The following is a 13,889-nucleotide window of genomic DNA, read 5'->3' as shown; positions in this document are numbered from 1 at the left end:
CAGGGTCTCGTGCAGGCGGCGAGTATGATGTGGTCGATCGGGGCGTGCAGTCCGGCGCGTTTGGTCTGCCGGGCGATGGCATCCACCCGGGCGATGGCGGCCGCCGCCTGGTCCACGGGCAACTGGTGACCGGTGATCGTCGCGGTCCCGTCGGCGTGCCGCATGCCCTCGATGCGGCGCCGCTGCAGCGCCCGCTCATACTTACGCCGCGCCCACTGCGGGTCGGCGGCCACCAGCAGCGTCTTGATCTTGTCTTTCAGCTGGCTGGTCGTGCACGTCCCGGCCTTCGGCAGCAGATGACCGGCCACCGCCCGGGCGAGGGGGTCGGGGACACCCTCCAGCCAGTCATGAAAAACCAGGGCGCGGGCTTTGTCGATGACCCCCACCGCAAGGGCCCGGTGGACGGCGGGAAGGCGGGTCGACAGATCATAAGCGAAAACGTATTCACGCTCGGCGGCGCGGCGGGTCAACACCAGCGCGGCCCGGATCTCATCGGCGGAGTATTTGTCCGGGCGCGGCATTTTCTTCATATCGCACGGGGACGGCTCATACAGGCCGACTTCGGCCATGACGGCGGCTTTGCGGGCTTGGACGTGCGCTTCGAGCCGGGCGTAGGCTTGCAGCACCAGCACCGCGTCGTAGCCGCTCAACCGGGCGATGTCCAACCCGTCCAGGACGGCGGCCAGCCCAGGACCGGGCGCCATCCGCGCCAGCCCCTCAGGGATTCGCTGCCGTTCGACAATCACACGGTAAAACTACCAACCACCACCGACAAAAACGCGTCCAGGCGACGAGAACTCCTTTGAGAGTGCCCCCCAAGAAAATGGCGACGCAGCGCCGAACATAGTCGTATCTAGACGCCTTTTGTCAGTTTATTTCCATGCAACCCTGTTCGGACGTGTTTCGCCTGGCGATAAATATGATAAGGCCGGAGAGTTATCCGCGAGTGTTATCCGCAGGCGGCATGCCGTACCGCAACGCGAATGCCACCGAGCCCGCAGAAGCGGCAAGACCATGAACTGACCATGAACGGCACAGGCAGCGGAACGTTGAGCTCCGGAGCGGATGGCGGAGTCTGGGGTGAGCTGACAAATGTCATGGCGAAGCCCGGAGGCTCGCCACTAAAGCTCTACGGCGCCGGCTCCTACCGTTGATCTCATGAACGCCATCGCCTTCAACGACGTGACCAAGAGCTATGGAGACGTGCTCGCGGTCGACGGGCTCACCCTGGAGGTGCCCGTGGGGCGTACGGTCGCCCTTCTCGGGCCCAACGGGGCGGGAAAGTCGACCTCGATCAACATGCTGCTGGGCCTTCTCCGCCCGACCAGCGGCGAGATCCGGGTCTTCGGCGACAGCCCGAGTGAGGCAGTCGCCCGGGGGGACATCGGCGCGATGCTCCAAGAGGGCACGCTGATCCCCGAGCTGACCGTCGCCGAGACGGTCGAGTTCATCCGCCGCCTGTACCCGAACCCGCTGCCCCTGGACGACATCCTGCGGATGGCGGACCTGACTGACCTGGCCAAGCGGCGGGCCGACAAACTGTCCGGCGGCCAGACCCAGCGGGTCCGCTTCGCGCTGGCCATCGCCGGCGCGCCCAAGCTCCTGCTGCTGGACGAGCCGACGGCCGCCATGGACGTCGAGTCTCGCCGCGCCTTCTGGGACAACATGCGGGCGTACGCGGCGGGGGGCCGCACGATCTTGTTCGCCACGCATTACCTGGAAGAGGCCGACGAGAACTCCGACCGGGTGATCGTGGTCGCCCGCGGCCGGGTCGTCGCGGACGGCACCGCCGCGGAGATCAAGGCCGGGGTGGCCGGGCACGCGGTGAGCTTCTCGCTGGGCGGGCAGTCCGCCGCCGGGCTGGACGCGCTGCCCGGGACCACCGCGGTGGAGATCCATTCGGGCCGGGTCACGCTCAGGACCAGTGACCCCGACGCCACGGTCGACGCGCTCTACCGCAAGACGACTCTCGACATCCGCGATCTCCAGGTCCACGGGGCCGACCTGGAGGACGCCTTCCTCGCCCTGACCAAGGAGGCATGACCATGCCGCACTACATCAAGATCGAAATGCTGAGGATGTTCCGCAACAAGCGCTACGTCATCTTCGTGGTCGCCTTCCCCGTCGGGTTCTACCTCCTCTACTCCAACCTCTGGGGTTCGCAGGTCGACAAGACCACAGGGCTCAAGGGCAGCGTGATCCTCATGGTGTCCATGGCCGCGTACGGCGCGCTGGCGTCGTCGATGATGTCCAGCGCGGTGCCGTGGGCGCAGGAGCGGCAGAGCGGCTGGCTGCGGCAGCTCCAGATCACCCCGCTCTCCGGCTGGGCGATCATCGTCACCAAGCTGGTCGCGTCGCTGCTCCTCGTGCTGCCGTCGCTGCTGCTCGTTTGCCTGGCCGCCGTGCTGACCCAGCATGTGTCGCTTTCCGCGGGGGAGTGGGCCGGGCTGATCGCGGCGATGTGGATCGGGACGATCCCGTTCGTGGCGCTCGGACTGATCATCGGCTCGCTTCTCCCGCCCGACACCGCGCAGCCGGCCGCCATGGTTGGAATGTTCGGGCTGGCCTTGCTGGGAGGGCTCTGGTTCCCGCTGGAGATCATGCCGGCCACGATGCGATCGATCGCGCGGGCGTTGCCGTCCTACGATTACGCCAGCATCGGCTGGCGGATCGTCGCGGGCGAGGCGCCGCAGGTCTCCGCCGTCCTCGGCATCCTCGGCTGGGGTGTCGTCCTCGGTGCGCTCGCGGTGGTCGCCTACCGCCGCGCCACGGTCCGGGCCTAGCGAGCCGGCGAGCCGTACGGCAGAGCGGGACCCGGCAGGGCGGGGCGGACACGATGGGACCCGGCCGGGCGGAGTACGGCAAGGCGGAGTGAGGCAGGGAGGCAGGGAGGCAGGATGAGCCGGCTGGCTCGCATTTTCACCTTCGGTGGGATGGACGACAGGCCCAACCGCTGGCGACGCCTGGTCGGCATGTCGTTCGGCCTGGTGTACCTCTTCTACCCGATCTCGGACATCGTCGGCGGCAAGGTGACCGGAGCCACGGCCGTGTGGCAGTCCGTCGCACTGGCGAGTTTCGTGGTGACCTACGTCTTGACCGTGCTCAGCCCTCGTGGGTACGAGGAGAAGAGCAGATGGACCCTCCCCCTGCTCGGCCTCACCACCGCCATGGCGGCCGTCTACCCGCTGCTCTTCAGCGGCGGATGGCTGGCATTGCCGATCTATACGACGGTGGTCTACGCGATGGCGCTGCCTCCGCGGGGCGCCTTGGTCGGCATCGGCGGCATGGCCGCGATCGTGCTGATCGACGGGCTGGTGACGAACGCCGACGGCGGCGCGATATCCCTGCTGCTCCTCCAGGTGGTCACGCTTGGGGTCCTGTTCGTGAGCGTCCGGAACACCCGCGTGCTGATCGTCAAGCTCCGGAAGGCGCAGAGCGAGGTCGCCAGGCTGGCCGCGAACGAGGAACGCCTGCGGATCGCCCGAGATCTGCACGACCTTCTCGGCCACAGCCTGTCGCTGATCGTCCTGAAGAGCGAGCTGGCCCGGCGGCTGGCCGAACAGGGCTCCGAGCGGGCGGCCCAGGAGGTGGCCGACATCGAGTCCGTGGCGAGGCAGGCGCTGGTGGAGGTGCGCGAAGCCGTCACGGGATACCGCCAGCGCTCCCTGACCGACGAGATCGACGGCGCCAGGGCCGCGCTGGCGGCAGCCGGGGTCGAGGTGACCGTGCGCACCGCCGGCACCCCGCTGCCCGACGACCTCGACGGCCTGTTCGGGTGGGCCGTGCGCGAGGCGGCCACCAACGTCATACGGCACGCGCGCGCCACCCGCTGCGAGATCGACCTGACGTACGGCGAGGCCGGCGCCGCGCTGGAGGTCGCCGACAACGGCAAGGCCGGGCCGTACCAGCCGGGTAGCGGTCTCACCGGGCTCACCGAGCGCGTGAGCGCGGCCGGAGGCTCGGTCGAGGCCGCTCCGATGCCGGCCGGGTTCCGCCTGCGGGTGGTGGTCCCACGCCGGCCCGTCGAGCTGAAGCCCGATCAGGCAGCCGTATGACGACGGCCGGGGTGGCGGCGGATAGGTTGAGCCCCGTGATCCGGGTGATGTTGGCAGAGGACCAGAGCATGATCAGGGGAGCGCTCGCCTCCCTGCTGGGCCTGGAGCCCGACATCGAGGTCGTGGGCGAGGCGGCCACCGGAGACGAGGCCCTCGCCGTGGCCGTCACGACGAAGCCCGACATCGCCCTCCTGGACATCGAGATGCCGGGGATGGACGGCATCACCGCCGCCGGGGAGATCCGCCGGCGGTTGCCGGAGTGCCAGGTGATGATCCTGACCACGTTCGGGCGGCCGGGTTACCTGCGGCGGGCCATGGAGGCCGGGGCGGCGGCGTTCCTGGTGAAGGACAGTCCGGCCCGGGAGTTGGCCGCCGCGATCCGGCGTGTGCTGGCCGGGGAGCGCGTCATCGACCCCGGGCTCGCGGCGGCCGCCCTGAGCGCCGGGCCCAACCCGCTGTCCGCCCGTGAGCGCGATGTGCTGGCCGCCGCCGTGGACGGCTCGACCATCAGCGACATCGCGAGGCGGCTGCATCTGTCCGAGGGCACGGTCCGCAACTACCTCTCCTCGGCCATCCAGAAGACCGCCGCCCGCAACCGGATCGAAGCGGTGCAGAGGGCCCAGGCCCAGGGCTGGCTCTGACCGTCGCCCTCGGAAAGCCGGCAGCCCCCCGCGTGCATGATCATGAACCCGGGAGCCGCAGGTGGGCGAGGCGTCATGGGAACTTGTGCATGATCACCTTCACGGGGACGTGCATGATCACACCCACGAGGGAGGGGGTCAGCGGGTGTGCTGGAGGTTGGCGACGTGGCGGATCAGGTCGCTGACGCGGACGACGCCCATGCACCGGCCCACCTCGTCGACGACCACGAGATCGTCGTAGACGCGGGCGTTGTCGCGCCCCGCGACCTGCATGGCGGCTATCGCCGGGGTCGTCTTCGGCACGACCCTCGCCGCGTCGGCCAGACGGCCGGCGGGTTTCCTGGCGTGCAGCGCGTGGCCGTACGCCCCCGCCATGAACAGCAGGAAGCGGCTGCGGTCGATGCTGCCGCGCGGCCGCTGGTACTCGTCCACGAGGACCACGCTGGTGATCGACGGCTCGGCGCCGAGCACGGAGACCACATCCTCCGCCGTGGCCTCCATGGGCAGAGTCACGGCGGGCAGGAGGAACTCCTGGACCCGGGGCCCCAGCATGGCGTCGATCGGCGTGGTCTCGGGCACCGGCAGCGGCACGTGGACCCGGCCGTGGCCGTGCGACGGCTTCCAGTCGAGCGGGGCGAGCAGCGGTCCCTGAGCAAGCCTGATGCCCCAGCCGCGCACCGCCGCGAGCTGGCTCTCCTCCCGCAGGCCGGGTGCGAGGACGTGGGCGCCGATGCCGCGCGCGAGGCTCACCAGCGACTCCGCCAGCCCACTGCGGCGCGGGTCGCGCGGCACTCGCTCGACCACGTCCGGCGAGATGACCAGCACGTACGGCGAGGCGTCCGCGAGCAGGTCGAGAGGGAGATACGTGGTGCCGAGGCCGCCGAACGCGATGAGATAGCCCACGGCACGGAGTCCGTCGATGCCGGACAGCAGTGCGGTGCGGTCGCGGGGGGAGATGTCACCCTCGATCATGAGGATGACCTCGCGCGGGCGGCGGTTGGACGCGCGCAGCGCCTCGTGAAGCGGCGCGAGCCCGGCCGAACCGTAAATCACGGCCGACGCCGGGATGGGGAGCACCAGAGGAAGCAGCGCCTCTTCGCGCGAAGCGGCGAGGACGCCGTTGACCGTCCCGTCCATGCCCGGCCGCGGATCGCCCGGCACGCCGGGGGCGATCACCTCCACGGCGACGACGCCTCCGGTGTCGAGGTCGACGACCGGCAGGAACAGCGGGCTGCCGGAACGGTCCAGCCTGCTCGGGGGTCCGGAGGGGATCGCGGCGAAGTCGCTGAATCCCGGGACGTCGGGAGCGGTCGCTTGAGGTGGGGTCACAGCGGGCACCGCCGGAGAGGAGGGGGCCAACACGATTGAATTGTGGGCCCTTCCCACCCGGCATACCGGCCAAGCAGACCGAAATTCACCGACATTTCCCCATATGTTGAGCATGGATCCCGGAGAGCCGGCGCGGGCCGCCGTCGAGGCGAGCCGAGGTAATCTGACCTGCCATGACGGTGCGGCCGGCGGCGGGCGGCGGTAGATGGGTGGCGGTGTCCCCCGAGCGGCTCTCGGGGTGGACGCGCGGGTTCGCCGAACGGCACGGCGCCGTCGAGGCGACGGCGACCCCCGGAGCGGCCCCCCAAGTCGTACGGCTGGCCGCCGCCGACGGCGCGGTCGCCGAATGCCACGTGCCCTTCCCGCCCCTGGTCTCTGGCGGCGATACGGCCCCCTTGCCGGCCCTGGTGGCCCATGCGTGCCGGAGCCGCCGGATCGGGGTCCTTCTCGTACGGCTCGGCGGCTACGCGGCCGGGGTGTTCGAGGGGGAGCGGCTGGTGGTGTCCAAGGTCGGGTCGCGGCTGGTCCACGGGCGCAGCGCGGCGGGCGGCTGGTCGCAGCAGCGGTTCGCCAGGCGCAGGGAGAAGCAGTCGTCGGAGGCGATGCGCGCGGCCGCCGACGTGGCCGCCCGGGTGCTTGCGCCCCGCGCGGCCGAACTGGACGCGGTCGTCTTGGGAGGCGACAGGCGCGCGATCGACGAGTTGCGCGAGGACAGGCGCCTCGCCCCGCTGTTCGCGCTGGAGGCGGATCCCTTCCTGACGGTCCCCGATCCCCGGCTGGCCGTGCTGGAAGGCGCTTCCGCGAAATTCCGCGCGGTCCGGATCCGCGTCATCGACCCGGGCGAATGATCTCCGCCGGCCCGGATCCCGCGACGCGCCGCGGAGACCCTCGGACGTGACGCGGACCGCCGACAGGTGAGCGGTCCAGATCGGGGGGCCTGTCGTGGCCCTACAATGACGGGTATGCGCACTCCCGACTGATCGACTCCCCGCCGATCCTGTCCTCCACCACTTCCCGGGAGTGTCTCCTTTATCATGATCATAGCTACTGACGTCGAACTGCGCGCCGGATCCCGGCTGCTCATCGAGAGCGCCTCGTTCCGGGTCAACCCGGGTGACAAGATCGGCCTGGTCGGCCGTAACGGCGCGGGCAAGACCACGCTGACCAAGGTCCTCGCCGGTGAGGGGATCCCCGCCGGCGGCACGGTGACGATCACCGGCAGCGTCGGCTACCTGCCGCAGGATCCGCGCACCGGCGACATGAGCGTGCTCGCCCGCGATCGCATCCTGTCCGCGCGCGGGCTCGACGAGGTGCTCCGCGAGCTCCGCGAGGCCGAGCTCGGCATGGCCGCCGACGACCCCCGGGTCCGGGACAAGGCCGTGCGGGCCTATGGGCGGCTGGAAGACCGCCTGCACGTCCTCGGCGGCTACGCGGCGGAGGCGGAGGCCGCGTCGATCGCGTCGAGCCTCGGGCTGCCCGACCGGGTGCTCGGACAGCAGCTCCAGACCCTCTCCGGAGGCCAGCGCCGCCGGGTCGAGCTGGCCCGGATTCTGTTCAGCGGGGCGGAGACTCTCCTGCTTGACGAGCCGACAAACCACCTAGATGCGGACTCAATCGGGTGGCTTCGTGATTTTTTGCGATCCCACCAAGGCGGCTTGGTGATCATCAGCCATGACGTCAACCTTCTTGATGCGACGGTAAACCGCGTTCTGCACCTCGACGCGAACCGGTGCGTGATCGACACCTACAATGTCGGCTGGAAGGCCTACCTGGCCCAGCGGGAGACCGACGAGAAGCGCCGCAAGCGCGAGCGGGCCAACGCGGAGAAGCAGGCGTCCGTGCTGCTCTCGCAGGCCGATCGCATGCGCGCCAAGGCCACGAAGGCCAAGGCCGCGCAGGACATGGAGCGCCGGGCCAAGCGCATGCTCGCGGGCGTGGAGGGCGAGCGGCGCTCCGACAGGGTGGCCAAGCTCCGGTTCCCCGACCCCGCCCCCTGCGGGCGGACCCCCCTGACGGCGCAGGGCCTGTCCAAGTCGTACGGCTCGCTGGAGGTCTTCACCGACGTCGACGCGGCCGTGGACCGCGGCTCGCGGGTGGTCATCCTGGGTCTCAACGGCGCGGGCAAGACCACGCTTCTGCGTCTCCTCGGTGGCCTGGAGACGCCCGACACGGGCGAGGTCAGGCCCGGTCACGGGCTGAAGCTCGGCTACTACGCGCAGGAGCACGAGACGCTCGACCCGGACCGCACGGTGCTGGAGAACATGCGCTCGGCGGGTCCCGATCTGGCGGACGTCGACCTGCGCAAGGTCCTCGGGTCGTTCCTGTTCACCGGAGACGACGTGGACAAGCCCGCCGGGGTGCTCTCAGGAGGCGAGAAGACCCGGCTGGCCCTCGCGACGCTGGTCCTGTCGAGCGCCAACGTGCTCCTGCTCGACGAGCCCACGAACAACCTGGATCCGGCCTCCCGGGACCAGGTCCTGTCCGCGCTCAGCTCCTATACGGGCGCGATTGTGCTGGTCACTCATGATGAGGGCGCGGTTGAGGCGCTACGGCCCGATAGGGTCATCTTGTTGCCAGACGGAGTCGAGGACGCCTGGAGCGACGAATTTTCCGATCTTGTGGCACTCGCCTGATCTTAATTTGAGCGGGTAGGGATCTTTTCCCGCGGAGTAGGTAGCCGATCCAGCCGAAATGACTGATCATGGCGTAAGTAACGCTGCGGAAGTCTGGCACTACAGGAGGTACTCGTGGCCGAGACTCTGAAGAAGGGCACCCGGGTGACCGGGGCCGACCGTGAAAAACTGGCCAGCGATCTCAAGAAGCGCTATTCCGCGGGTGAGAGCATCCGCGCCCTAGCGGCTTCCACCGGCCGGTCATACGGGTTCATCCACCGCATCCTCAGCGAGTCCGGCGTGACTCTGCGCGGGCGCGGCGGGGCGACCCGGGGCAAGTCCAAGCGCTAGAGATCCGCCTCACAACGCGCGACCGCAGCCGCTCGTTCCCGTGGACGGAGCGGTCGCGTCCGGCCCATCCGAATATCGTTCGGTAGGCTCGGGCGCGACCGCAGGACAAATGGGGATCGCGAGTCGTGCACGGACGGGACGCCGCACCGGACCGGCCGTGCGAGGCGACGCGACCTCGACCGGACGCAGGAGCAGGCGATGGCGGAAGCGGCATTTGGGGGGAGTGGGAAGCAAGCCCAGGCGGTGAGCGACCCCTCGGACACGGAGACGATCTCAGCGGCCGAACTGGCCGAGATCGGGCTGCGCTTCGAGGTGGGCGGCGAGATCGCGACAATCACTCTGGACCGGCCGGACCGGCGGAACGCTCAGACGTTCGCCACCTGGTCGGCACTGGCCCGGATCGGGGAAAACCTGCCGGACCAGGTACGAGTGGTCGTGATCCGAGGTGAGGGGCCGTCCTTCTCAGCGGGCATCGACCTCCGCATGTTCACAGCCGACGGAATCCCCGGGCAGGGCTCGTTCGCGAGCTACGCCGGGCTCGACGACACGGCTCTGGAGAGGTCGATCGCCGAGGCCCAGCGGGGCTTCCTGTGGCTGCGCCGGCCCGACATCGTGTCGATCGCCGCGGTCCAGGGCCACGCGATCGGCGCGGGGTTCCAGCTGGCACTCGCGTGTGATCTCCGTGTCGTCGGCGACGACGTCAAGTTCTGCATGAAGGAGCCCGCCCTCGGGCTGGTTCCGGACCTGACGGGCACCAAGCCGCTCGTGGAACTCGTGGGGGTTCCCCGGGCGATCGAGATCTGCCTGACCGCGCGCACCGTGGGCGCGGCCGAAGCGCTCCAGCTCGGCCTGGCCGAGATCGCGGTGCCGCCGGGCGAGCTGGCCCAGGCCGTGGCGGACCTGGCGGCCGCGTTGCTCGGCACCGACCGGAACGCGGCGGCCGCGACCAAGCGGCTGCTCCAGGGGGCGGCCACGAGGACGCTGGAGGAGCAGGCCGCCGCCGAGCGCGCCGAGCAGGCGGTGCGGCTGCGGACGCTGTTCGCTTCCAGCTGAGGCTCAGGAGGAATCGGGGATGTCCTCCCGATGCTTCACAGGCGGGAGGATGAGCGGTATATGACGATGATGGGCGGGGGCTACGGGCCTCAAGTGATGCGGTCTCTCCGGCGTGACAGCTCTGTGACGAAGGAGCGGATCGCGCCGGGGACGGTGCGGCGCATCGCTGGATACGCCCGGCCGTTCAAGAAGCAGATCGCGGGTTTCCTCGCGCTGGTCGTGGTCGACGCGGTCATCGTGATCGCCAACCCGCTGCTGATCAGGGCCATCATCAACGACGGCATCATCCCGAGGCGGACCGACGTGGTGCTGTGGCTGGCCCTCGCGATCGGCGGCCTGGCCCTCGTCGACGCCGGGCTCGGGCTGGTGCAGCGCTGGTTCTCCACGCGGATCGGCGAGGGGCTGATCTACAACCTGCGCACCGAGGTGTTCGACCACGTCCAGCGCATGCCGGTCGCCTTCTTCATGCGGGCGCAGACGGGCGCGCTGGTCTCCCGGCTCAACAGCGACGTCATCGGGGCGCAGCGCGCCCTCACGAGCACGCTGTCCTCGGTGGTCTCCAACGTGGTGAGCCTGGTCATGGTGCTCGTGGCCATGCTCGTGCTGTCGTGGCAGATCACGCTCGTCGCGCTGGTCCTGCTGCCGATCTTTATCTTCCCGGCGAAGTGGGTGGGGCGCCGCATGTCCGCGCTCACCCGCGAGCAGATGCAGCTCGACGCCGAGATGAGCTCGGTGATGACCGAGCGCTTCAACGTAGCCGGGGCCATGGTCGCCAAGCTGTACGGCAGGCCCGAGGACGAGGCCGTCCACTTCGGGGAGCGGGCCGGGCGGGTGCGCGACGTCGGCGTCACGGTCGCGATGTACGGCGCGGTCTTCCGGATCGCGCTGGCCCTGGTCGCCGCGCTGGCGACCGCGCTCGTCTACGGCTTCGGCGGCGCGCTGGCCGTGTCCGGCGCCTTCGCGCTCGGCACGCTGGTGGCCCTCTCGTCGCTGCTCATGCGCCTGTACGGCCCGCTGACCAGCCTGTCCAACGTCCACGTGGACGTGATGACCGCCCTCGTGAGCTTCGACCGCGTCTTCGAGGTGCTCGACCTCAAGCCGATGGTCGCCGAGCGGCCCGGCGCCGGGCCGATCCCCGGCGGCCCCGTGACGATCGAGTTCGACGACGTGCGCTTCCACTACCCGGCGGCGTCCGAGGTGTCCCTCGCCTCACTGGAGTCGGTGGCCCGGCCGGACACCGGGCCCTCGCAGGAGGTCCTCAAGGGCGTGACCTTCACCGCGCGGCCGGGGGAGATGGTCGCCCTGGTCGGGCACTCCGGGGCCGGCAAGACCACCATCACCTCGCTCGTGTCCCGCCTCTACGACATCAACGAGGGGGCCGTCCGCATCAACGGCACGGACGTCCGCGACGCCGCCCTCGCGAGCATCAGGGACACCGTGGGCGTGGTCATGCAGGACGCCCACCTCTTCCACGACACGATCGGCGCCAACCTGCGCTACGCCCGGCCGGAGGCGAGCGACGAGGAGGTCTGGGAGGCGCTGCGCGCGGCCCAGATCGCCGACCTGGTCAAGAACCTGCCCGAGGGGCTCGAGACGGTGGTGGGCGACCGCGGCTACCGGCTGTCGGGAGGCGAGAAGCAGCGGATCGCGCTGGCGCGGCTGCTGCTGAAGGCGCCGCGGGTCGTGGTGCTCGACGAGGCCACGGCCCACCTCGACTCCGAGTCCGAGGCCGCGGTGCAGCAGGCGCTGAAGACCGCCCTGCGCGGGCGGACCTCGCTGGTGATCGCCCACCGGCTGTCCACCATCCGCGAGGCCGACACGATCCTGGTGATCGACGACGGGCGGGTCGTGGAGCGCGGCCGGCACGAGGAGCTGCTCCAGCGGAGCGGCGCCTACGCCGAGCTCTACCGGACCCAGTTCACCGCCGGCAGCCCGGATGTCACTGTCAGCCCGGAGCTCACCGGTAGCCGAGACGGCTGAGCTCGTCGCGCCCGACCTTCTCCACGAGCTCGGCGTCGGCTGGGGCCAGCCGCTTGCGCCAGCCGCCCGGCTTCGGGACGGCCGTGCCGTACAACGCGATGGTGGAGATCTTGGTCTCCAGGAAGGACGACACGGCGTCGATCGCCTCGCCGGGCGCGGCCAGCATGTCCTCGTAGCGCAGCGTCAGCAACTGCTCGGCCGGCAACTCCCGGCGGAGCGCCGCGCTGAGCCGTACGGCGCCGCGCCAGCGCAGGGCGCACTTCCCGGCGGGGGCCATGTCCTTCCAGCGGCCCCGGTGGTCGGCCGAGTTCACGCCGAGGAACGGGTTGGGGAACTCGGCGTCCTCGCTCAGCATGTGCGGCTTGAACCAGGCCATGCAGTTCGGGTCGGCCAGCATGTCGGCGACCACGTCCCGCCCGTCCCTGATGATCTGGATCAGCCGGGCGTCGGGGAAGGCCCGCAGCAGCACGGGGGCGCTGTAGAGCAGGTCGGGGCTGGCGTCGCCGAACCGGGTGAGCGTCCCGGCGCCCACGCAGGGGCCGGATCCGACGATCCCGCCCGCCTCCCGGCAGGTCGCGGTGCACTCCGCGCAGGCTCCGGGGACGACCTGCCACGCCTCGGCCAGCACATCGCGGATCACGCTCGGCGCGCCGCCGCTGCGCGCGATCGACGGCCTCCTGGCGAAGGCGTACACGACCCGGGCCACGGGGGCCCGGCCCATCGTCACGTGGAACCCGGGGGAGCGCTTGAGGGCACGGCCCAGGAGGTCCGCGCCGGAGTGCGGTGCGCCCATCACGAACACCGGCTGGCGGACCTTCACGCCGTTGACCACGAGAATGTGCGTCGGAGGTCGCATAGGTACGGCTAAGTCTGACACCCTTTGGGGGGTGAACGAACGCATCTCGGGGGCCCTGGGGGATGACGCCTCGATAACGGTGGACGGCCCTCCACAGCGTCTCCGGCCGGGGGACACCGTCGCGCTCGTGGCCCCCTCCGGTCCCGTCGATCCCGTACGGCTCACCCGCGGCGCCGAGGTCCTCACCGGGCTGGGCCTCGACGTGGTGTTCGGAGCCGGGCTGACGGACCGGGACGGCTACCTCGCGGGGACCGACTCGGCCCGGGCCGCCGGTCTCCAGGAGGTGTGGTGCGACCCCCGGGTAGCGGCCGTGATCTGCGCCCGGGGTGGCTACGGGGCCACGCGGCTGCTGGACCTGCTCGATTGGGACGCGATGGCGGCGGCCGGGCCCAAGATCCTCCTCGGCTCCAGCGACATCACCGCGCTGCACCTCGCCTTCGCCCGGAGGCTCGGCCTGCCGACGCTGTTCGGGCCGATGCCGGCGTGCGCCACGATCAGCGATCCCGGAGGACCCGAACCCCGGACCTTCAGACATCTGCGGGACAGCCTGTTCGCCGGCGCGGCCGCCGGGGCGGTCACGGGCGACCGGGTGATCGCTTCGGGGAGGGCCGAGGGGCCTGTCACTGGGGGCAACCTGACCATGCTGGCCGCACTCTGCGGCACGCCGCACGCCCTCCGCGCCGAAGGCCGGATCGTGCTGCTGGAGGACGTGGACGAGGCGCCGTACCGGATCGACCGGATGCTGACGCAACTCCTCCAGGCGGGCTGCTTCGACGGCGCGGCAGGCTTCGCCCTGGGCTCCTGGGTGGACTGCGGCGACCCGCTCCCGGTGCTCGCGGAGCGGCTGGAGCCGCTGGGCGTGCCGATCATCGCGGGCCTCCCCATCGGCCACGGCACACCACAGTTCAGTGTGTGGCTTGGGGCACATGGGGTGATTGATACCGAAACGTATTCACTAGCTGGCCTGTTCCGCGACCCGGACACGGCAGCCTGAAACGCGCCTGGAACCTCC

Annotated in this window: 12 protein-coding genes and 1 pseudogene; 10 read left to right on the top strand and 3 right to left on the bottom strand. The window is 70.4% G+C overall.

The annotated features are described in order from the left end of the window. Positions 1–77 precede the first annotated feature (77 nt). Positions 78–704 (bottom strand): annotated as a pseudogene (locus ABH927_RS02480) (DUF222 domain-containing protein); the annotation flags it as partial. A gap of 454 nt (positions 705–1,158) precedes the next feature. On the opposite strand from ABH927_RS02480, the gene ABH927_RS02475 reads away from it, so the two are divergent. The 4 genes from ABH927_RS02475 (at position 1,159) to ABH927_RS02460 (ending at position 4,696) form a co-directional block, all read left to right on the top strand. Further along, complete coding sequence (locus ABH927_RS02475) at positions 1,159–2,043, top strand: ABC transporter ATP-binding protein (protein WP_370017763.1); 885 nt, start codon at positions 1,159–1,161, stop codon at positions 2,041–2,043. Continuing rightward, positions 2,040–2,783, top strand: coding sequence for an ABC transporter permease (locus ABH927_RS02470; RefSeq protein ID WP_370017762.1), 744 nt, complete (start codon positions 2,040–2,042; stop codon positions 2,781–2,783). Before ABH927_RS02475 ends, ABH927_RS02470 begins: the two co-directional genes overlap by 4 nt. 114 nt (positions 2,784–2,897) lie before the next feature. After that, positions 2,898–4,055: a sensor histidine kinase gene (locus tag ABH927_RS02465; RefSeq protein WP_370017761.1), complete on the top strand. Its 1,158-nt coding sequence runs from the start codon at positions 2,898–2,900 to the stop codon at positions 4,053–4,055. Positions 4,056–4,090: 35 nt separating this feature from the next. Further along, positions 4,091–4,696, top strand: a complete 606-nt coding sequence (locus ABH927_RS02460) for a response regulator (RefSeq protein ID WP_370017760.1) — start codon at positions 4,091–4,093, stop codon at positions 4,694–4,696. A 138-nt stretch (positions 4,697–4,834) separates the two neighbouring features. Here ABH927_RS02460 and ABH927_RS02455 read toward each other — a convergent pair whose 3' ends face one another. Continuing rightward, the gene (locus tag ABH927_RS02455; RefSeq protein ID WP_370017759.1) at positions 4,835–6,025 is read right to left on the bottom strand and encodes an EAL domain-containing protein; all 1,191 of its coding nucleotides are present in this window, start codon (positions 6,023–6,025) and stop codon (positions 4,835–4,837) included. A 173-nt stretch (positions 6,026–6,198) separates the two neighbouring features. Here ABH927_RS02455 and ABH927_RS02450 point away from each other — a divergent pair, with 173 nt between their 5' ends. The 5 genes from ABH927_RS02450 (at position 6,199) to ABH927_RS02430 (ending at position 12,021) form a co-directional block, all read left to right on the top strand. After that, the gene (locus ABH927_RS02450) at positions 6,199–6,873 is read left to right on the top strand and encodes an acVLRF1 family peptidyl-tRNA hydrolase (protein ID WP_370017758.1); all 675 of its coding nucleotides are present in this window, start codon (positions 6,199–6,201) and stop codon (positions 6,871–6,873) included. Between the two features lie 186 nt (positions 6,874–7,059). Beyond that, the gene (locus ABH927_RS02445; protein ID WP_370017757.1) at positions 7,060–8,658 is read left to right on the top strand and encodes an ABC-F family ATP-binding cassette domain-containing protein; all 1,599 of its coding nucleotides are present in this window, start codon (positions 7,060–7,062) and stop codon (positions 8,656–8,658) included. 114 nt (positions 8,659–8,772) lie between these two features. After that, positions 8,773–8,988 (top strand): helix-turn-helix domain-containing protein, encoded by a 216-nt coding sequence (locus ABH927_RS02440; RefSeq protein ID WP_030904785.1) that lies wholly within the window; start codon positions 8,773–8,775, stop codon positions 8,986–8,988. Positions 8,989–9,186: 198 nt separating this feature from the next. Then, entirely contained in the window at positions 9,187–10,041 is an 855-nt protein-coding gene (locus ABH927_RS02435) for an enoyl-CoA hydratase/isomerase family protein (protein ID WP_370017756.1), read from the top strand. 60 nt (positions 10,042–10,101) lie between these two features. Further along, positions 10,102–12,021 carry an ABC transporter ATP-binding protein gene (locus tag ABH927_RS02430; protein WP_370017755.1) on the top strand — a complete coding sequence of 640 codons (1,920 nt, stop codon included), beginning with the start codon at positions 10,102–10,104 and terminating at the stop codon, positions 12,019–12,021. Here the strand turns inward: ABH927_RS02430 and ABH927_RS02425 are convergent. After that, positions 11,999–12,877: a sulfotransferase gene (locus ABH927_RS02425; RefSeq protein ID WP_370017754.1), complete on the bottom strand. Its 879-nt coding sequence runs from the start codon at positions 12,875–12,877 to the stop codon at positions 11,999–12,001. The genes ABH927_RS02430 and ABH927_RS02425 overlap by 23 nt on opposite strands. Positions 12,878–12,908: 31 nt before the next feature. On the opposite strand from ABH927_RS02425, the gene ABH927_RS02420 reads away from it, so the two are divergent. Then, the gene (locus ABH927_RS02420; protein ID WP_370017753.1) at positions 12,909–13,871 is read left to right on the top strand and encodes an LD-carboxypeptidase; all 963 of its coding nucleotides are present in this window, start codon (positions 12,909–12,911) and stop codon (positions 13,869–13,871) included. The last annotated feature ends 18 nt before the right edge of the window (positions 13,872–13,889 follow it).

Source organism: Planotetraspora sp. GP83 (genome assembly GCF_041262585.1).
Classification (GTDB): domain Bacteria; phylum Actinomycetota; class Actinomycetes; order Streptosporangiales; family Streptosporangiaceae; genus JAOEGB01.
This window is presented reverse-complemented; position numbering and strand designations above follow the sequence as displayed.